At 69.5% G+C, this 18,721-nt stretch carries 20 protein-coding genes; 12 read left to right on the forward strand and 8 right to left on the reverse strand.

Features of this window, described 5'->3' with window-relative positions; all coding sequences use genetic code 11:
- The first annotated feature begins 46 nt into the window (after positions 1-46).
- From MKI84_RS07080 to moaB, 3 genes are all read left to right on the forward strand, one after another.
- Positions 47-679 carry an alpha/beta hydrolase gene (locus MKI84_RS07080; protein ID WP_241617925.1) on the forward strand — a complete coding sequence of 211 codons (633 nt, stop codon included), beginning with the start codon at positions 47-49 and terminating at the stop codon, positions 677-679.
- Between the two features lie 117 nt (positions 680-796).
- Entirely contained in the window at positions 797-1,684 is an 888-nt protein-coding gene (gene ypfJ / locus MKI84_RS07085) for a KPN_02809 family neutral zinc metallopeptidase (RefSeq protein WP_241617927.1), read from the forward strand.
- Positions 1,684-2,247, forward strand: coding sequence for a molybdenum cofactor biosynthesis protein B (moaB, locus tag MKI84_RS07090; protein ID WP_241617929.1), 564 nt, complete (start codon positions 1,684-1,686; stop codon positions 2,245-2,247). Before ypfJ ends, moaB begins: the two co-directional genes overlap by 1 nt.
- Before the next feature lie 9 nt (positions 2,248-2,256).
- On the opposite strand, the gene MKI84_RS07095 is transcribed toward moaB, so the two are convergent.
- Positions 2,257-2,859: a glycosyltransferase family protein gene (locus MKI84_RS07095; RefSeq protein ID WP_241617931.1), complete on the reverse strand. Its 603-nt coding sequence runs from the start codon at positions 2,857-2,859 to the stop codon at positions 2,257-2,259.
- Positions 2,860-3,167: 308 nt separating this feature from the next.
- On the opposite strand from MKI84_RS07095, the gene MKI84_RS07100 reads away from it, so the two are divergent.
- On the forward strand, positions 3,168-4,265 hold the full coding sequence (locus MKI84_RS07100) for a PA0069 family radical SAM protein (protein ID WP_241618389.1): 1,098 nt from the start codon (positions 3,168-3,170) through the stop codon (positions 4,263-4,265).
- Positions 4,265-4,750 carry a VOC family protein gene (locus MKI84_RS07105; RefSeq protein ID WP_241617933.1) on the forward strand — a complete coding sequence of 162 codons (486 nt, stop codon included), beginning with the start codon at positions 4,265-4,267 and terminating at the stop codon, positions 4,748-4,750. The genes MKI84_RS07100 and MKI84_RS07105 overlap by 1 nt, the downstream gene beginning before the upstream one ends.
- A 141-nt stretch (positions 4,751-4,891) precedes the next feature.
- Here MKI84_RS07105 and MKI84_RS07110 read toward each other — a convergent pair whose 3' ends face one another.
- Together MKI84_RS07110 and MKI84_RS07115 are read right to left on the reverse strand one after the other, a co-directional pair.
- On the reverse strand, positions 4,892-5,575 hold the full coding sequence (locus MKI84_RS07110) for a DsbA family protein (protein WP_241617935.1): 684 nt from the start codon (positions 5,573-5,575) through the stop codon (positions 4,892-4,894).
- A 106-nt stretch (positions 5,576-5,681) separates the two neighbouring features.
- Positions 5,682-6,242 (reverse strand): DUF721 domain-containing protein, encoded by a 561-nt coding sequence (locus MKI84_RS07115; RefSeq protein WP_241617937.1) that lies wholly within the window; start codon positions 6,240-6,242, stop codon positions 5,682-5,684.
- An 89-nt stretch (positions 6,243-6,331) separates the two neighbouring features.
- On the opposite strand from MKI84_RS07115, the gene mutY reads away from it, so the two are divergent.
- On the forward strand, positions 6,332-7,444 hold the full coding sequence (gene mutY / locus MKI84_RS07120) for an A/G-specific adenine glycosylase (RefSeq protein ID WP_241617939.1): 1,113 nt from the start codon (positions 6,332-6,334) through the stop codon (positions 7,442-7,444).
- Between the two features lie 87 nt (positions 7,445-7,531).
- The gene (locus MKI84_RS07125; RefSeq protein ID WP_241617941.1) at positions 7,532-7,720 is read left to right on the forward strand and encodes a CsbD family protein; all 189 of its coding nucleotides are present in this window, start codon (positions 7,532-7,534) and stop codon (positions 7,718-7,720) included.
- A gap of 67 nt (positions 7,721-7,787) precedes the next feature.
- On the opposite strand, the gene MKI84_RS07130 is transcribed toward MKI84_RS07125, so the two are convergent.
- Both MKI84_RS07130 and MKI84_RS07135 read right to left on the reverse strand, forming a co-directional pair.
- Positions 7,788-8,408 carry a glutathione S-transferase family protein gene (locus MKI84_RS07130; protein WP_241617943.1) on the reverse strand — a complete coding sequence of 207 codons (621 nt, stop codon included), beginning with the start codon at positions 8,406-8,408 and terminating at the stop codon, positions 7,788-7,790.
- 5 nt (positions 8,409-8,413) lie between these two features.
- Positions 8,414-9,625 carry a site-specific DNA-methyltransferase gene (locus tag MKI84_RS07135; protein WP_241617945.1) on the reverse strand — a complete coding sequence of 404 codons (1,212 nt, stop codon included), beginning with the start codon at positions 9,623-9,625 and terminating at the stop codon, positions 8,414-8,416.
- Between the two features lie 102 nt (positions 9,626-9,727).
- Between MKI84_RS07135 and MKI84_RS07140 the strand changes: the two genes are divergently transcribed.
- Entirely contained in the window at positions 9,728-10,759 is a 1,032-nt protein-coding gene (locus MKI84_RS07140; protein ID WP_241617947.1) for an FUSC family protein, read from the forward strand.
- On the opposite strand, the gene MKI84_RS07145 is transcribed toward MKI84_RS07140, so the two are convergent.
- The 3 genes from MKI84_RS07145 to MKI84_RS07155 form a co-directional block, all read right to left on the reverse strand.
- Positions 10,756-11,403, reverse strand: a complete 648-nt coding sequence (locus MKI84_RS07145; protein ID WP_241617949.1) for a methyltransferase family protein — start codon at positions 11,401-11,403, stop codon at positions 10,756-10,758. The genes MKI84_RS07140 and MKI84_RS07145 overlap by 4 nt on opposite strands.
- 51 nt (positions 11,404-11,454) lie before the next feature.
- The gene (locus tag MKI84_RS07150) at positions 11,455-12,420 is read right to left on the reverse strand and encodes a DMT family transporter (RefSeq protein WP_241617950.1); all 966 of its coding nucleotides are present in this window, start codon (positions 12,418-12,420) and stop codon (positions 11,455-11,457) included.
- Between the two features lie 194 nt (positions 12,421-12,614).
- The gene (locus MKI84_RS07155; RefSeq protein WP_241617952.1) at positions 12,615-13,139 is read right to left on the reverse strand and encodes an Lrp/AsnC family transcriptional regulator; all 525 of its coding nucleotides are present in this window, start codon (positions 13,137-13,139) and stop codon (positions 12,615-12,617) included.
- A 324-nt stretch (positions 13,140-13,463) separates the two neighbouring features.
- On the opposite strand from MKI84_RS07155, the gene smc reads away from it, so the two are divergent.
- The 4 genes from smc to MKI84_RS07175 all read left to right on the forward strand — a co-directional run bounded on the left by smc (position 13,464) and on the right by MKI84_RS07175 (position 18,689).
- The gene (smc, locus tag MKI84_RS07160) at positions 13,464-16,916 is read left to right on the forward strand and encodes a chromosome segregation protein SMC (protein ID WP_241617955.1); all 3,453 of its coding nucleotides are present in this window, start codon (positions 13,464-13,466) and stop codon (positions 16,914-16,916) included.
- Positions 16,917-17,155: 239 nt separating this feature from the next.
- The gene (locus MKI84_RS07165) at positions 17,156-17,542 is read left to right on the forward strand and encodes an AtpZ/AtpI family protein (RefSeq protein WP_241617957.1); all 387 of its coding nucleotides are present in this window, start codon (positions 17,156-17,158) and stop codon (positions 17,540-17,542) included.
- Between the two features lie 94 nt (positions 17,543-17,636).
- Positions 17,637-18,395 carry a F0F1 ATP synthase subunit A gene (locus MKI84_RS07170; RefSeq protein ID WP_241617958.1) on the forward strand — a complete coding sequence of 253 codons (759 nt, stop codon included), beginning with the start codon at positions 17,637-17,639 and terminating at the stop codon, positions 18,393-18,395.
- Between the two features lie 66 nt (positions 18,396-18,461).
- Positions 18,462-18,689 (forward strand): F0F1 ATP synthase subunit C, encoded by a 228-nt coding sequence (locus tag MKI84_RS07175; RefSeq protein ID WP_013169186.1) that lies wholly within the window; start codon positions 18,462-18,464, stop codon positions 18,687-18,689.
- Positions 18,690-18,721: the final 32 nt, after the last annotated feature.

Genomic DNA, 18,721 nt, shown 5'->3' on the forward strand with positions numbered 1-18,721 from the left:
CGCGTGGGGAAGGGGCGCCCGTTCTCAAATGGATCAGGAGGCTGTCATGGCCAATAACGAGCTTTCCTTCGTGCATCGCTTCGAGCCCTCGACCGTGCCGAACCTGGCGCCGCTCCTGCTGCTCCACGGCACCGGCGGCGACGAGAACGATCTTCTCGGTCTCGGCCGCATGGTGGCCCCGGGCGCGGCCCTGCTGTCGCCGCGCGGCAAGGTTCTGGAAGGCGGCATGCCGCGCTTCTTCCGCCGTCTCGCCGAGGGCGTGTTCGACGAGGATGACGTGCGGGCGCGCGTCGACGAACTCGCCGATTTCATTGCCGAGGCCCGCGCGGCCTATGGCCTGCCGGCCCCGGTCGCGCTCGGCTTCTCCAACGGCGCCAACATCGCCGCCGCGATGCTGCTGCGCCGCCCCGAAGCGCTGGCCGGCGCCGTGCTGCTGCGCGCCATGGTGCCGTTCAAGGTGCCGCCGAAGGCCGATGCCTCCGGCCGCCGGGTGCTGCTGCTCTCGGGCAGCGCCGATCCGATCGTGCCGGCCGACAACGCCGCCCGTCTCGCCGCGCAGCTCAGCGAGGCCGGCGCCGAGGTCACCCATCGCGTTCTTCCCGTCGGCCACGGTCTGTCACAGGCCGATGTGAACCTCGCCCGGCAGTGGCTCGGCGAGGCCGGCGTCATCGCCGCTTGACAGCGGGCGTCGGGAACCGGATGCCTCCCACGGCATTGCCGCCATGGCGCGCGTCGCGCGGATTTGCCATGGTGGCGTTCGGCCTTGCCGAAATGCCGGCGGCTTGGGGAGGTGACTATGCGGTGGGAGGATTTCCGGCGCAGCGGTAATGTCGAGGATCGCCGGGGCGGCGGTGGTGGTGGCGGACGGCTGCCGGGCGGCCGTGGCGGACTCGGCATTGGCGGGCTGATCGTGGTCGGGCTGATCGCCTGGGCGACGGGCATCAATCCCGCGGTGCTGATCGGCGGCGCGGAAATCCTGATGGGCGACGGCGGCTCCTCGCAGAGCCAGTCGCAGGCCCCGTCCGGCAAGACCGGCGCCCCGCAGGACCAGATGGGCCAGTTCGCCGCCACCGTCCTCGCCCAGACCGAGGATGTGTGGGCGCCGATCTTCAAGGCGCAGGGCAAGACCTATCAGGACCCCGGCATGGTGCTGTTCTCCGGCGCCACCCGCTCGGCCTGCGGCGCGGCACAGTCCGCCATGGGGCCGTTCTATTGCCCGGCCGACGAGAAGGTCTATCTCGACCTCAGCTTCTTCGAAGAGATGAAACGCCGCTTCAAGGCGCCGGGCGATTTCGCCGCCGCCTATGTCATCGCCCACGAGGTCGGCCACCATGTCGAGAACCAGATGGGCATTCTCGCCAAGGTGCAGCAGATGCAGCGGCAGGTTTCGCGCACCGAGGCCAACCAGCTCTCCGTCAGCGTCGAGCTGATGGCCGACTGCCTCGCCGGCGTCTGGGCGCATCATGCCGATGCGCAATGGCAGATTCTGGAGGATGGCGATATCGAGGAGGCGCTGAATGCCGCCTCCGCCATCGGTGACGACCGGCTCCAGAAGCAGTCGCAGGGCTATGTCGTGCCGGACAGCTTCACGCACGGCAGCTCGGCGCAGCGCATGCGCTGGTTCAAGCGCGGGCTGGACAGCGGTGACATGCGCCAGTGCAACACCTTCCAGGGTAACATCTGATGAGCCTTCCCATCGCCGAGCGCCCTTTCGTCGCGCTCTCCATCGCCGTGCTCACCGTCTCCGACACCCGCACGCCGGCGGATGACCGCTCCGGAAACACGCTGGCCGAGCGCGTGATTGCGGCCGGCCACCGGCTGGCCGCGCGCGACATCGTGCCCGACGATATCGAGGCGCTACGGGGGAAGGTCGGCGCGTGGATCGCCGATCCCGCGATTGATGTCGTGATCACCACCGGCGGCACCGGCTTTACCGGGCGCGACGTGACGCCCGAAGCGCTGGAGCCGCTGTTCGAGAAGCGCATGGAAGGCTTCTCGACCGTGTTTCACATGGTGTCGTTCGGCAAGATCGGCACCTCGACCCTGCAGAGCCGCGCCACGGCCGGCGTGGCCAACGCCACCTATATCTTCTGCCTGCCCGGCTCTCCGGGCGCCTGTCGCGACGGCTGGGACGAGATCCTCGTCCACCAGCTCGACATCCGGCATCGGCCCTGCAACTTCGTGGAAATCCTGCCGCGCCTCGACGAGCACCTGAAGCGCGAAAAGGCCAAGGGCGCGAGCGTCTGAACGGCGTCCTCAGCCCTCCGGCAGCAGCATTTGCGAGCGCAGAAGCACCAGCCGGCCGCGCCCGACACGGGCGACCAGCCGGCGGGCGGCATGGGCACCGGCCTCGTGGCCGCCGAGCGCCTCATAGAACTGGCGGTGGATCAGCAGGCCCTGCTCGGGCTTGGAGCGGCCGATCAGCGCGTGGCGCGCCACCGCCGTGGCTTCGCGCAGCCGCGGCTTGACGCCGAACCCGTCCAGCGCCAGCCGGAATGTCGCCGCGCGCCGGCTGACGCTCGCGGTGCGCTCGGCCTGATCGGTGAAGCCGCGCACCTCGCGCGCCCAGCCCTCCTGAAGCAGGCCTGCCGGGCTGATGAACAGCAGCCAGTGCGCCCGCGCCGCGCCGGCTCCCAGCCGCAGCCGCGCGCCGATATCAGCCGGGCCGTGCAGATATTCGCAGCCGGCGGCGTCGGCGATCTCGGAAATGCGTGAATTCGCCGGCGCCTCGGAATCGACCAGAAGCACTTCGCGGACAATGCCCGCGGCGGCGCCGGGAACCAGGGAAGCCAGGACCGGAATCAGGAGATTGTCGCTCTCGCGCGTGGGAATCACCACAGAGATCACGCGTTCAGCCACCCCTCGATATCCGGCCGTCCAGCGCCCGGAAAGCCGTTTCCCCTGACCTGAAACCTGCCTATCGCACAGGTTCCGCGACGTATAGCGGGCTGTGCCGCATTTCGACATATGTTCTTGATATGTTCTCGTGTGCGGATTAAAAATGGCCGATGGAACGACGCAGCCCCACTCTCACCGCCCATGAACCCGGCGCTCCCGTGCCGCCCCGGCATCTCGGCCGGCTGGCACAGGAGCGGCGCGAGAGCCGCGAGCGCGAGGCCATGGAGGCCAGGCGGGCCGCCGAGCCGGACCCGCATCTCGAGGGCGAGATGGCGGTGAGCCTGCCCGTCATCGAGGCGGAACGCCGGCGCGGGCGCGGGGCGCTCTCCAATGCGCCTGGCCGCTTCGAGCCGCATGCGCGCGAAAGCTTCGACGATGGCTGGCAGAGCCTTGAGGACCTGCCGCCGTTCAGTGCCAGCGTGACGGTGGAGCGCGCCCGCACCATCATCAATCGCAACCAGTCGCCGGATGTCGGCTTCGACCGCTCGATCAATCCCTATCGCGGCTGCGAGCATGGCTGCGTGTATTGCTTCGCGCGGCCGACCCATTCCTATCAGGGGCTGTCGGCGGGGCTGGATTTCGAGACCCGGCTGTTCGCCAAGCCCGATGCCCCGGAGCTTCTGGCCAAGGAACTGTCCAAGGCGAGCTATGAGCCGCGCACCATCGCGCTCGGCATCAATACCGACGCCTACCAGCCCATCGAGAAGGAATGGCGGCTGACGCGGCGCATTCTGGAAGTGCTGCGCGATTTCGGTCATCCGGTCGGCATCGTCACCAAATCGTCGCTGGTGCTGCGCGACCTCGACATTCTCGCGCCCATGGCCGAGCGGGGCCTCGTCAAGGTGGCGCTCTCGGTCACCACGCTCGACCACAAGCTGGCGCGGCTGATGGAGCCGCGTGCGGCCACCCCCATGCGCCGCATCGACACGCTGCGTCGCCTGTCGGAAGCCGGCGTGCCGGCGGCGGTGCTGGTGGCGCCGGTGATTCCCGCCGTGACCGATGCGGAGATGGAGCGCATTCTCGACGCGGCGGCGAGCGCGGGGGCGAGCGAGGCCGGCTATGTCATGCTGCGCCTGCCGCTGGAAATCCGCGATCTGTTCAAGGAATGGCTGCTGGCGCATTTCCCGGACCGCTACCGGCATGTACTGTCGCTGGTGAAGGAACTGCACGGCGGCAAGGAATATGACGCCGCCTTCGGCCAGCGCATGACCGGCTCGGGTCCCTATGCCTGGACCATGGCGCGGCGTTTCGAAATCGCCGTGGAGCGGCTCAGCTTCAACAAGCGCGCCCATCGGCTGACCACGCGCCATTTCCGCCGCCCCGCCCAGCCGGGGCAGCAATTATCGCTTTTCGGAGAGGAAGCCTGATGTCGTCAACCACCGAGGCGAAACAGCCCGGCACCGCGCCCGCCGTGCGGGCTTTGGCGCCCCTCCACCTCTCGCTGGTCACGCTGGGCGTGAGCGATCTTGCGCGCGCGGTCGCCTTCTACGAGGCGCTGGGGCTGGAGCGGAAGGTCAAGGGCGCGACCGGTGCCGCGTTCTTCATGGCGGGTGGCGTCGTGCTCTCGCTCTATCCGCGCCATGAACTGGCCGCCGATGCCGGGGTGCTGGACGGCCGGCCCGGCGCCTTTGGCGGCATAGCGCTCGCCTGCAACCGCGCCAGCCGTGCCGAGGTAGACACCACGCTGATCCGCGCGGTGGCTGCCGGAGGCCGCGCGCTGCGCCCGGCGCAACCGACCTTCTGGGGCGGCTATTCCGGCTATGTCGCCGACCTGGACGGCCATGCCTGGGAAATCGCGCACAATCCCGGCTTCGCGCTCGGCGCCGACGGACGCATCAGCCTGCCGGACTGAGGCCGGGGAGGGGTGACGGGGCCCGGCGCAAGCTGCGACCCACGGCCCGCGCACGCCAGAAACGACATGGGCGCGCCGGCCTTTCGGCCTGCGCGCCCGGCATCGTCATCGCCTCCCCGATGATCCGGGGCGGCCGCGCCGTCAGTTCGCCAGCAGCGGGGCGAGTTCCTTGTCGAGGTCCTCGGGGCTCATGGCACCGGGAATCTTCTTGCCGTTGATAAAGAAGGTCGGGGTGGAATCGACGCCGAAATCCTGCGCGCCGCGCTTGGCGCTCTCGTCGATCTCGCCGGCGAGCTTGGTGTCGCTCAGGCAGGCATTGAACTGCTGCTCGGTCATGCCGCTCTGCTTGGCGATCGCCATCAGTGCCTGTGCCGGATTGTTGCTGAACGCCCAGTTCTTCTGGTTCTCGAACAGCGTGGTCACCATCGGGTAATATTTGTCGTCGCCCGCGCAGCGCGCCAGCATGAAGGCGGCCTTGGCCACGATGTCGAGCGGGAACTCGCGCAGGATCAGCTTCACCTTGCCGGTGTCGATGTATTTTTCCTTCAGCACCGGATAGGTCGTGGTGTGGAAATGCGCGCAGTGGCCGCAGGTCATCGAGGCATATTCGACGATGGTCACCGGGGCGTCGGCCTTGCCGAGCACGATGTCCGGCAGCGGGCCGGGGGACATCAGCTTGGCGGCGTCCACGGTCTGGGCTTCCGCCTGACCGATGAAGGACAGCCGGTCGAGGCCGAGACCGCCCGGGCCGGCAAGCGCCACCAGCGCGGCGGCCGTGAGGGCGGCGGCGCCCATCCCTTCGAGGAAGCGGCGGCGATCGATCATGGACAGTCTCCAATTAAGGGCCGGTCGATCATCGCTGCCGGCATTCGCGTCTAGCGCGTACAGGCACCGCGCGAACATGGCAACGGTAGGGCATGGCGAACCATTGTCACCGCTGCGTGAAGTCGCCGCGCCCCGGCATGCGGGTCTGGCCGGTGGCGGGAGGCTCGTCGCGCACCTTGCGGCGCTCACGCGCCACCAGCGCGCCGAGCCGTGCAAGCGCGGCGGCGAGCTCGGCATTCTCGAAGTCGCCGAGCCGGTCTGCCACCTGCGCGCATTCGCCGGCGTCCGGTTCGATGAAGCGGCGGGTCTTGGTGCGGATCGCTGCCACCGGGCCCTGCCGGAGCGCCAGCCGCCCGATGCAGCGCCAGCCGAAATACTGGTTGACCCGCTCGATGACCAGCGGCGCCTCGTGCTGGAGCTCGATGGCATAGCCGCCCTCGACCCGCACATGCAGCACGCCCGGCTCCTCGGCCTGCGCGCGCGCCGGCCAGGCCAGCTTGATCGGCAGCGCCCGCGCCGCCAGCGTCTCGCCCACGATGTCGGCCCAGCGTGTCACGATCTCCACGGAGGCGATGCCGCGCTGCCGGCAGCTCTCGGCGATCGCGCCGTCGATCAGGTCGGCGAGCGGCCGGGGCGTGGAGCGGCGGGAGGCCGGGCGTTGGCTCATGTCGTGGACAGTCCCTTGAAGCGGCCGGCGCACCCTTGCCCCCAGCCGGTCCCGCGCACAGGTTAGGCGCCGGAAAAGCGAGGATCGACATGCCTGCCGCCGCCAGACTAGCAGCACGGGGCCGCCGGCGCGAGCGCGCGCCGGTCGCGGTGCCGGAGTCCGTTCTGCCGGCGCCGCGAGCGGCCGACCTGCTGGCCTGGTACGACCGGCACCGGCGCACGCTGCCGTGGCGCGCCGCGCCGGGCGAGCGGCAGCACCCCTATCGCGTGTTCCTGTCGGAAATCATGCTCCAGCAGACCACGGTGGTGACGGTCCAGCCCTATTATGCCGCCTTCCTCGCGCGCTGGCCGAGCGTGGAGGCGCTGGCGGCGGCGCCGCTGGAAGAGGTGCTCTCGGCCTGGGCCGGGCTCGGTTATTACGCCCGCGCTCGCAACCTGCACGCCTGCGCCCGCGCCGTGGTGGAGCGTCATGGCGGGCAGTTCCCGCGCGAGGAGGCGGCGCTGCTCGCCTTGCCGGGCATCGGGCCCTACACCGCGGCGGCGATCGCCTCGATCGCCTTCGACCAGCGCGCCGCGCCGGTGGACGGCAATTGGGAGCGCGTGGTCTCGCGGCTGTTCGCGGTGGAGGAGCCGCTGCCCAAGGCGCGCCCGGTCCTGCGGGCGCTGGCGCAGACCCTGCTGCCCTCGGCGCGCCATGGCGATTTCGCGCAGGCCATGATGGATCTCGGCGCCACGGTCTGCACCCCGCGCAAGCCGGCCTGCATCCTGTGCCCGTTCCGCGACAGCTGCGCCGCCCACGCCGCAGGCCGGACGGACGGTTATCCGGTGAAGGCCGCGAAGACGGCGCGCCCGACCCGGCACGGCGTGGCGTTTCTCGCGGTGCGTGCCGATGGCGCCGTGCTGGTGCGCACGCGCGCTCTGTCCGGCCTGCTCGGCGGCATGAGCGAGGTGCCGTCCACGCCTTGGGAGAGCGAGCGGCCGGGCGACCCGGCGGCCCATGTCCCGCTGCCGGCAAGCTGGCGCGCGCTCAACAGCACGGTGCGCCACGTGTTCAGCCATTTCGCGCTGGAACTGTCGGTATGGCGGGCGGATGTGCCGGCCACGACGCCGGCCCCGGCCGGCACGCGCTGGGTGGCGCGGAACGGATTCGCGGCCGAGGCGTTTCCGAGCGTCATGGTCAAGGTATTGGAGTATCTGGAATAAATTCCGCCTCGCGGTCGAACCGCCCGCCGCTCTGCGCGTTATCCCGGCAACCCCGCGTGTCGCGGGTTGATACGGAGAACAATCACGATGGGTAGCGCAGCGGATAAGGCCAAGGGCCTCGCCAACGAGGCGGCCGGCAACGTGAAGCAGGGCGTCGGCAAGATGACCGGCTCCAAGAAGATGGAAGCCGAAGGCAAGGTCCAGGAGCTGAAGGGCGAAGCCCAGCAGGCCAAGGGCGAAGCCAAGGACGCGGTCAAGAAGGCCGCCAATCTCTGATCGTCCATGATCCGACTTCGGCGAAGGCCGCTCCTTTTGGGGCGGCCTTTTCGTTGCTCCGGCGCGGTCAGTCCGTCAGCGCCACATGGCCGGGCTGCGCTGCCATCCGGCTGAGCCAGGCCGTGATTCCCGTGTAGCCGCCAAGATCGTAGCCGCCTTCCTCCGCCGTGTGGGTGTAGGCGTAGAGCGCGATATCGGCGAGGCTCAACGCGTCTCCCGCCAGCCAGTCATGGGCAGATAGCCGGCTCTCCATCACGGTCAACGCCCGGTTTCCCGCGTCCAGAAGCTGCACCAGCCGCTCCGGCGTCGCCAGCGCGCGGCGCTCCTCATAGATGAACAGCGCCCGGCGCACGGCGATGGCCGGCTCGTGGCTGTACTGTTCGAAGAACAGCCATTCATACATCTTGGCGCGATCATAGCTGTCGGCCGGCATCAGCCGTATGCCCGCCTCATCGCGGCCCTCGGCGAGGAACAGCATGATGGCGTTGGATTCGGCGAGGTAGCGGCCATCCTCCAGCCCGAGTGTCGGCAGCTTGCCGATCGGGTTGCGGGCGAGGAAGTCGGGCGCGCGGGTCGAGCCGTCGCGCGAGGACATGGTGACGCGCATCAGCGGCACGCCCAGATGGGCGGCGGCGAGGCGCACCTTGTAGCTGTTGCCGGAGTCCGGCATGTCGAACAGTGTGAGCATGGTGCCTATTCCGCCGCCATTGCCATTTCCGAGCGGACCACGGCGCGCAGGCTGTCGATCGGCTGCAGGCCGGTGCGGGTCTTGATGTGCCAGAAGGTCCAGCCATTGCAGGCGTCCAGCCCCTGCGCCAGCGCGCCGGCCTTGTGGATCGAGGCGACCACGCCCAGGCCCGGCGCGGTTTCCAGCGACAGCGTGCCGTCGGCGCGCACCAGCGCCTTGAAGCGGGAGCGGGCGTCGGTGAGCAGCGTGCCGGGCGCCAGCAAGCCGCGCTCGATCAGAGACGCGAACGCGACGCGGGGCGCCTCCCGCGCGCTCGGCGCCGGTGTCAGCGCGTCTTCGGGCAGCGGCACCGCCGCGTCGATGCGTGCCTGCGCGGCGTCGGCGTAGACGGGATCGCGCTCAATGCCGATGAAATGCCGGCGCAGCTTCTTGGCCACCGCCGCCGTGGTGCCGGAGCCGAGGAACGGGTCGAGCACCACGTCGCCGGGCTTCGACGAGGCGAGCAGGATGCGGGCGAGCAGCGCCTCGGGCTTCTGGGTCGGGTGCACCTTGTGGCCGTCGCCGTCCTTCAGCCGCTCATGGCCCGAGCAGATCGGGAACAGCCAGTCGGAGCGCATCTGCACATCCTCATTGGCGGCCTTCATCGCCTCGTAATTGAAGGTATAGCCGCGCGAATCCGGCTCGCGCGCGGCCCAGATCAGCGTCTCATGGGCATTGGTGAAGCGCCGGCCGCGGAAGTTCGGCATCGGGTTGGTCTTGCGCCACACGACGTCGTTGAGGATCCAGAAGTTCAGATCCTGCAGCAGCGCGCCGACGCGGAAGATGTTGTGGTAGGAACCGATCACCCAGAGCGTGCCGGTGGGCTTGAGCACGCGGCGCACGCTCAGGAGCCAGGCGCGGGTGAAGGCGTCATAGGCCTCGAAATTCTCGAACTTGTCCCAGGCATCGTCCACCGCGTCGACGCGGCTGTCGTCGGGGCGCTTCAGTTCGCCCTGGAGCTGGAGGTTGTAGGGCGGATCGGCGAACACCAGATCGACCGACTGCGCCGGCAGCTTGGCCAGCTCGGCAATGCAGTCGCCGCGACGTATGGTGTCGAGCGGCAGCCGCGCGTCGGGATTGCGGGCGTCGGGATGGCGCGCATCGGGACGGTTCAGGCCGGAGAGGGGATTTTCGACGCGCGACGCCCGGCGGGCGCCGCCATTACCAACCAGCTTCATGAACCCCAACCCGACGCTCGAGGACGCAACACCGCAACACTGTCCACAATCTCGATCGGGCAGGGTAAAGACCGGGTAAAGGTATCAGCGGGAAACGCGCGATTGGCGGAAACCACCTCTTCATGGATGCGCGGGCGCTGGCACGGCGACGACCTCGCCGCGCGCTCGATCCGTTTCGCGCTGACCGTCATGGCGCCGATCCTGGTGGGGCTGACGATCGGCATCGACTATTGGCTGATCTACGCCATGGTCACCTGCATCCTCGCCTTCGCCATGGATACCGGCGGGCCGGCCCTGCAGCGCCTCGGCGCCTTCTCGGCGGCCGGGGCGGTGATCGTGCTGGGCACCGGGCTCGGGACGGTGCTGGCGGGGCACACCGGCCTTGTCGTCGTCGGTTTCGCCGTGGTCGGTGCGGTCTATGCGCTGGTGGAGAGCCTGCACCCCGCTGCCGCCGCCGGTGCGCGCTTCCTGTGCCTGACGCTGGCGGTCGGGGCGATCTATGCGCCCCTGGAGCCGAAGGATGTCGGCGTGGTGGCCGGATTTGCCGCCTATGCCTATCTCGTCTCGCTGGGCTGGGACTGGCTGACCGGAATGGCCCGTCCGTCGACCGCGCTCTCGCTGCCGGAACTGTTCGCCCGGCTACGCGACACGGAGCGCACGCGCTGGGTGTTCGCTGGCGCGGTGGCGATCGCGGTGCCGCTCGCCTTTGTCACCTGCCTCGCGCTCGGCCTGCATCGTCCTTACTGGGCACTCATCGCCATCGTGATCGTTCTGCGGGCCGATGCGCTGTCGAGCCGGCGGTTGATGGCGCAGATGCTGCTCGGCACGCTGCTTGGCATCGTGCTGGCGGTGGCCTACGGGCTGGCGCTGCCCTCCCATGCCGGGCTGCTGGTCGGCATGGCGTTGGCGGCGCTGCTGCGCTGGCCGGCGGAGCGCCGCAGCGGCGCGCTGGGCACGGCGGCGCTCACCGCCTTCATCATGCTGCTGCTGGAACTGGTGGCCGGCACGCTCGGCCGCGCCCAGCACGACATTGCCGAGCGCCTGATCGACGTGATGGTCGGCTGCGGCTTCGCGCTGGTGGCGCTGTGGCTCGACCGGCTGGGTCAATATGCGCTGCGGCGATACAGCCCTTAGGGCAGCATCCACAGCACCGGCAGCACCGCGTGGCGCTGCGCCATCTCGATGCCCTCGGCGAGCGGAATCGCGGCGAGGAACACGCAGGCATCGACGAAGGTGCGCACCACGAGCTGAGGGCGGATTTCCAGTGTCGTCGTGTTGCGCCACAGCCGGACGTTCGGGACGAAGCGCGGCACCCGCGCCTTGTAGGCGAGATAGGCCTCGCCGAAGCGCTCGGTGAGGAAGCGTTCCTCCTTGCGCACCACGATGGCGAACACCAATACGGTGATGATCGCCGCAGCGAGCGCCGCCGTCATGCTGCCGAACTGCGCGCCGGCACCGGCCGCGCCGATGAAGGAGAACACATAGAGCGGGTTGCGGCAGATCGAATAGGGGCCGAGGTCCACCACCTCCGCCTTCTTGCGCCCGCCGATATAGAGAGAGCACCAGGTGCGCCCGAGGATCGCCAGCACGATCAGCGCGCGGCCGATGGTCTCGATGATTTCATGCAGGCTGGCCTCGCCGCCATCCGGCCATAGCGAGGCGCCGAACAGAAGCGCCGAGACCGCCAGCGCCCCGAGGACGAACAGCACGCTCTTGCGCAGGCTCTGCACGGCGGCGATGTCGAAGCTTGCGGCTGTGGTGTTCGGCGCGTCGTTCATGGGGCATCCGCTGGTAAGATGCACCCATCAAAGGCCCGCTTGCGGTTTTTTTCAGGCGGCGCCGGCGATGCGCCGGTCGCGCAGGCCGAGCCCGGCCATCACCAGCGCCAGCCCCATCGCATGGTAGAGGTGCAACTCCTCGCCGAGCAGGCCGACCGCGAGAGCGGCGCCGAACACCGGCATGAGCTGGAGGAACTGGCCGGCGCGCAGCGGGCCGAGCACGGAGACGCCGCGCGCCCACAGAATGAAGCCGAGCGTCGGCAGCGTCGCGACATAAAGCACCAGCAGCGCCGCATTGCCGTCAGGAACCGTCCCGGTGGCGGCGATTTCCCACGCCGCGAACGGTGCCAGCGCCACCAGCCCGAACGGAATGCTCACCGTGAGCGCGGCCGCCGGCGAGAGGCTGGAGGGATAGCGCTTCAGCACCACGGCGTAGAGCGCGAAGGCGGCGATGCCGAGGAACAGCACCAGGTCGCCGGGCTGGAAGGCGAGGCCGAGCAGATTGCCGATATCGCCGCGCAGCACGATCAGCCCGACGCCGGCGGTGGACACCGCGAGAGCGATCCGCGAGCGCAGGCTGGTGCGCTCGCCCAGCACCAGCCAGCCGAGCAGGCCGACCAGGATCGGGGCGCTGGAGCCGATCAGCGAGCCGTTGACCAGGCTGGTATGGGCGAGGCCGGCATAGATCAGCACGGTGAACACCGCGATGTTCAGGACGCCCATTGCCACCCAGAGCGGCCAGCGGCGGATGAGTTCGTCCTTTTTGGCGCCGATCTCGCGGACGGTGAAGGGCAGCAGCACGAGGAAGGCGAGCAGCCAGCGCGCGGCCGAGAAGGTCGCCGGCGGCACCAGATCGGCGGCAAGTCGGCCGGCGAGGAAATTGCCGGACCACAGCAGCGCCGCCCCGGTGAGCGCCAGCGCGGCCAGCGTCGCCGGGGAGCCGGCAAGGCCCACGCGCCGACGCAGTGCGGCGGTGCCGGAAGTGAGCGGAATCAAGGTGTCTGCCACGAATGCCATGACGTCGCCTCCCAAGGTTCACGCGCTGCGGAATGTCGATATAGGTCAGTATGAATGACCTATTGCGGCATGTCCTTGCGATGTTGGGACGGCGACGCGGCTGTTTTGGCAGAATCTGCCGCTCAGCCGGGGATTCTGGTGGCTCGCATGTCGTTGCCTGCTTTTTCGGCAGCGGATTCGGGCGCGCGATCCCGTCAATCGGATCGCTTCGATCCGCTTGCATTTGGCTCCAAAGGCGCGGCGCGCAGATGATCCAGCGGCAGCGTGCCGCTCTCCTTCACCCGCTTGAGCGCCAGCGAGGAGCGCACGCCGCGCACGCCGGGCAGGCCCATCAGCCGGTCATGGGCGAAGCGGGCGAAACCATCGAGGTCCTCGCACACCACATGCAGCATGTAATCGCTGTCGCCGGTGACGCTGTAGCAGGCGATGACCTGCGGCAGCGCCTTCACCGCCGCCTCGAAATCGCGCGCCGCCTCCTCCACCTGCCGCTCCAGATGGACATGGATGAAGGCGAGCACGCCGAGGCCGAGATGGCTGGCGTCGAGCCGGGCGCGATAGCCGGTGATCAGCCCTTCCTCCTCCAGCCGCCGCGTGCGCCTGAGGCACGGCGAGGGCGAGAGGCCGATGCGCTCGGAGAGTTCGGCATTGGTCAGCCGCCCATCCTCCTGCAATTCGCGCAGGATGCGCAGGTCGAACATGTCGAGCACCGGCGGGCGCATGGCTCTGTCTCCGTGACGGCGTATCGCGGCAGGATCCGCTGCTTTGAGTGAGTTTGCCGGCAGAGCGTGCCGCTTCGCAATGCGGCTTTCGGGGAGGGGTGTGCGGCCTGCATCCTCCAACCGCGTGATGGCCGACTTGTCCCGGTCATCCACGCCTTGCCGTCGGCATCGCGTTGCCCCTGCGAACGGATCCCCGGGCCTTGGCTTTGGGGATGGTGTCGGACGGGCGGATCCCCGCCAGACACCGCAAAATCCCCAACATGTCGTGGATCGAGCCCGCGCGCCCACTTGAACTTGTGTGTCCAAGGCCTCACGCTCAGGGCCATGAGGTTCACCCGCCTGCGCCTTGTCGGCTTCAAGACCTTCGTCGAGCCGACCGACATGCTGATCGAGCCCGGCCTCACCGGCGTGGTCGGGCCGAATGGCTGCGGCAAGTCGAATCTCGTCGAGGCGCTGCGCTGGGTGATGGGCGAAAGCTCCTACAAGGCGATGCGCGCGGAGGGGATGGACGACGTCATCTTCGGCGGCTCCACCACGCGGCCGGCGCGCAACACCGCCGAGGTGGTGCTCACCATCGACAATGCCCAGCGCGACGCCCCCGCCCTGTTCAACGATGCCGACGTGCTGGAAGTCTCGCGCCGCATCGAGCGCGAGGCCGGCTCTTCCTACCGCATCAATGGCCGCGAGGTGCGCGCGCGCGACGTGCAGATCCTGTTCGCCGACGCCTCCTCCGGCTCGCGCTCGCCGGCCATGGTGCGGCAGGGGCAGATCGGCGAGTTGATCGGCGCCAAGCCCTCCGCGCGCCGGCGCATCCTTGAGGAAGCCGCCGGCGTTGCCGGCCTGCACGCCCGCCGCCACGAGGCGGAGATGCGGCTGCGCGCCGCCGAGACCAATCTCACCCGGCTGGAGGACGTGATCGGCCAGATCACCGGCCAACTCGATGCGCTGCGCCGCCAGTCGCGGCAGGCCAGCCGCTACCGTTCGGTCTCCGGCGATATCCGCCGGCTGGAGGCGAGCCTCTTATGGCTGCGCTGGCTGGAGACCACGTCTGCGGTCTCGGAGGCGGCCCGCGCGTTCGATCTTGCGGTGCGCGACGTCGCCGCCCGCACGCAGGCGCAGGGCGAGAGCGCGCGCAATGCCGCCGTTGCCGCCCATGGGCTTCCGGCGCTGCGCGAGGCGGATGCGGCGAAGGCGGCCGCCTTGCAGCGCCTGACGCTGGCGCGCGGCGAACTCGACCGCGACGAGGCCCGCGCCGGCTCCCGCCGCGAGGAACTCGACCGTCGGCTCGCCCAGCTTGGGGGCGACATGGAGCGCGAGCATGCGCTGGCCCGCGATGCCGACGAGGTGCTGGAGCGCCTTGCCGAGGAGGACGAGGAACTGCGCATCGCGCAGGAAGAGGCACTCAGCGCCGGGGAAGAGGCGGCAAACGCCCGCGAGGCGATCGCCGAGGCTCTGGCGGAGGCCGAACGGGTGTTCGCGCAGGCCACCGCCGCCAATGCCGAGGCGCTGGCCCGGCGCGGCGCGCTGGAGCGCGCGGTTCGCGAGCAGTCCGATCGCCTCGCCCGGCTGGAGCGCGAGCTTATTCAGTTCGCCGAGCAGGCCCGCGCGCTGGAAGCGGGGCTGGACGCCAGCCGGCTCGACACGCTTCGCGAGCGGGCGGAGATGGCGCAGGACGCCTTCGCGGAGGCTGAAACCCGCGCCGTCGAGGCCGAGGATGCCCATGGTCTGGCCCGCGCCGGGCTCGACCAGTCCCGCCGTCCGCTGTCCGAGGCCGAGCGCGCGATGCAGCGGCTCGACGCCGAGAGTCGCGCGCTGATGAAGCTCTTGGACATCGGCACGCCCAAGCGCTGGGCGCCGGTTCTGGATGCGGTGCGGGTGGCGCGGGGCTTCGAGGCCGCGCTGGGCGCCGCGCTCGGTGACGATCTCGACGCCCCGGCCGATGCCGGCGCGCCGGTGCACTGGGCGCTGACCGACGGGGGGGCCGACGCCGCGCTTCCGGCCGGAGCCGTGTCGCTCGCGGCCCATGTCGAGGCCCCCGCCGTCCTCGCGCGTCGCCTCGCGCAGATCGGGGTGGTGGTGCGCGAGGACGGGCCACGCCTTGCCGCCTCGCTTTCCCCCGGCCAGCGTCTGGTCTCTGTCGAGGGCGACCTCTGGCGCTGGGACGGCTTTACCGCCGCCGCCGAGGCCCCCACCGCCGCCGCCCGCCGCCTTGCCGAACGCAACCGTCTCGCCGATCTCGAAGATCAGCTCGGCACCGCGCGCGCCGATGTCGCCCGGCTCCGGCAGGGCGTGGAAGCCGCCGAGGCCGCCCTGCGCGCCGCCGGTAGCCGTGAGAATGCGGCCCGTGAGGCCCGCCGCGCCGCGCTGCGCGCCATGGAGACCGCCCGCGAGGAATTCGCCCGGGCCGAGCGTGTCACAGCCGAACAGGCCGCCCGGCTGGCGGCGCTGGCCTCGTCGCGTGAGCGTGTCGAATTCGATCGCGAAACCGCGATCGCAGCGCTCGACGAGGCGCGCGAGCAGCTTGTCTGCCTCGCGCCTACCGCGCAGGGCGAGGCGCTGCTGCTGGAGGCGCGGGCCCGCGTGGCTCAGGAGCGGGCCGCCCTGGCCGAGGCCCGCGCCCGGGCGGACGCCTTTGCCCGTGAGCGCGAGCAGCGCGCCCGGCGCCTTGCCGTCATCGTCTCGGAGGCCGCCTCCTGGCGCCAGCGGGCCGGTGGCACCGGCGAGCGGCTGTCCGCGCTGGAGGCGCGCCTGTCCGAGGCCAGGACTGAGCGCGAGGAGCTGGAGGATGCCCCGGCCGTTTTCGCGGCCCGCCGCCGTGCGCTGCTGGACGAGACCGCGAAGGCCGAGACAGCCCGGCGCGAGGCCGCCGACGCGCTGGTCGCCGCCGAGCGGGCGCAAGGCGAGGCCGAGCATACCGCCCGCGCAGCGCTGGAGGCGCTGTCCTCCGCCCGCGAGGAGAGCGCCCGCGCCGAGGCAAGGGCGGACGCCGCCCGCCAGCGCCGCGAGGACCTGATTCGCGAGATCGCCGACATGCTGGACGGCCCGCCGGAAAGCGCGCGCGACATCGCCGCCTTCGAGGAAGGGGCGAGCCTGCCGGAGGTGGCGGGGGTTGAGGCCGAACTCGACCGCCTGAAGCGCGACCGCGAGCGGCTGGGTGCGGTGAACCTGCGCGCGGAGGAAGAGCTTGCCGAGGTCGAGGGCCGCCAGCAGGGGCTTGCCGCCGAGCGCGACGATCTCACCGAGGCGATCAAGCGGCTGCGCCATGGCATTGCCGGGCTGAACCGCGAGGCGCGCGAGCGGCTCCAGTCCTCCTTCGTGGTGGTGGACGGCCATTTCCGCCAGCTCTTTTCCACGCTGTTCGGCGGCGGTGAGGCCCAGCTGGTCCTCACCGATTCGGACGATCCGCTGGAGGCCGGGCTGGACATCATCGCCAAGCCGCCCGGCAAGAAGCCGCAATCCCTGTCGCTGCTGTCCGGCGGCGAGCAGGCGCTGACCGCGATGGCGCTGATCTTCGCGGTGTTCCTCACCAATCCGGCGCCGATCTGCGTGCTGGACGAGGTCGACGCGCCGCTGGACGACGCCAATGTCGAGCGCTTCTGCAATCTGCTCGACGAGATGCGCCGGCTTACGCAGACCCGTTTCGTGACCATCACCCACAACCCGATCACCATGAGCCGGATGAGCCGGCTGTTCGGCGTGACCATGGCCGAGCGCGGCGTCTCCAAGCTGGTGTCGGTCGACCTCACCACCGCCGAGGCCTTCCGCGAGGTCGGCTGAACGCCCGCTCATGGGGGAGCGTTCAGGGAATCTGGTATGCCAAAAGCGGCGGCCGGAGCTTCCCTTGGTGCCGCCGGGCGCGAAAACCCCCTGCGACAGAGCGTCCACCCCCTGTTTTTTATAAGACATTACAATGACTTAAAAGATGTGATCGCGTCCTTGACACCCTTTTGGGTGAACACTATGGTGCGCCCGGTTTCGGGGGTTGGGAAACCTTCTCCGACAAAGGCCGGGCACAGATGATGGGCGACCGAGGCAAGGCGGACGACCAACATGGCAAGGACGGGTCGGAACTCTCCGATTCCGAACTTTCGGGCAGGCTTCGCGGGCTTGAGCATGCGCTGGACAAGGTGCGGGCCGAGCGCAAGGGGGAGGCGGCGGCTTCGTCCAAGGTGGACAGGACGTCGGCTTCCGCCGGCATGACGCTTGCTTTCCGCTTGGGGAGCGAGTTCGTCGCGGGGGTTCTGGTCGGTGCCGGCCTGGGCTGGGGTCTCGATTATCTGCTCGGCACGGCGCCGTGGGGGATGATCGTGTTCCTGCTGCTCGGCTTCGTCGCCAGCGTGCTCAACATGATGCGCGCGGCCGGCGAGACCGGAAAGACCAAGGTCCCGCCCGGCGGGGCGTGATGTGATGTTGAAAGCGGCGCGGCCTGCCGGCGGCGTCAGGGCAATGGGGATGAGCGCCCGCACGGGTGGCTCATGTTGAGGGCAGCGACCGGCGATGGCGACTGAGATCGATCCGATCCACCAGTTCCAGATCTTCAAGATCGTGGATTTGGGGACGCCGGGCGGCATTGAGCTGGCCTTCACCAATTCCGCCGCCTTCATGTTCGGCATTGTTGCGCTGGTCTTCTTCTTCCTCACCTTCGCGACGCGCGGCCGCACCCTGGTGCCGAGCCGCCTGCAGTCGCTGGCGGAGATGTCCTACGAGTTCGTGGCCTCCAATATCCGGTCCACGGCCGGCAATGAGGGCATGAAGTTCTTCCCGCTGGTGTTCTCGCTGTTCATCTTCGTGCTGGTGGCGAACTTCGTCGGCATGATCCCCTACGCCTTCACCGTTACCAGCCATCTCGTCGTCACCGCCGCGCTGGCGGTGCTGGTGATCGGCACCGTGATCGTCTACGGCTTCATCCGCCACGGCACCCACTTCCTGCACCTGTTCGTTCCGTCGGGCGTGCCGGCTTTCCTGCTGCCCTTCATGGTCGTGATCGAGGTCATCTCGTTCCTCTCGCGCCCCATCAGCCTCTCGCTGCGTCTGTTCGCCAACATGCTCGCCGGCCACATCGCCATGAAGGTGTTCGCGGGCTTCATCGTGATGATGACCGCCGGCGGTGCCGTCGGCTGGCTCGGCGCGGTGCTTCCTCTCACCATGGTCGTGGCGCTCACCGCGCTCGAATTCCTGGTTGCCTTCCTGCAGGCCTACGTCTTCGCGGTGCTGACCTGCATCTATCTCAACGACGCGCTGCATCCGGGTCACTGATCGGCGCGCTCGCGGGAACTTTATCCAAGTCCTTAACTCAATTAGCGAATTCAATAGGAGAAGACCATGGATCCGATTGCCGCCAAGTTCCTCGGCGCCGGTCTCGCTTGTCTCGGCATGGGCCTTGCCGCTATCGGCGTGGGTAACATCTTCGGCAACTTCCTCTCGGGCGCCCTGCGCAATCCGTCGGCGGCCGATGGCCAGTTCGCCCGTGCGTTCATCGGCGCGGCGCTCGCCGAAGGTCTGGGCATCTTCGCGCTCGTCGTCGCGCTCGTCCTGCTCTTCGTGGTCTGACGTTCCGGCGGAATTCGGGCGGTGCGCGGCGA

Source organism: Ancylobacter gelatini, assembly GCF_022601675.1.
GTDB lineage: Bacteria > Pseudomonadota > Alphaproteobacteria > Rhizobiales > Xanthobacteraceae > Ancylobacter > Ancylobacter gelatini.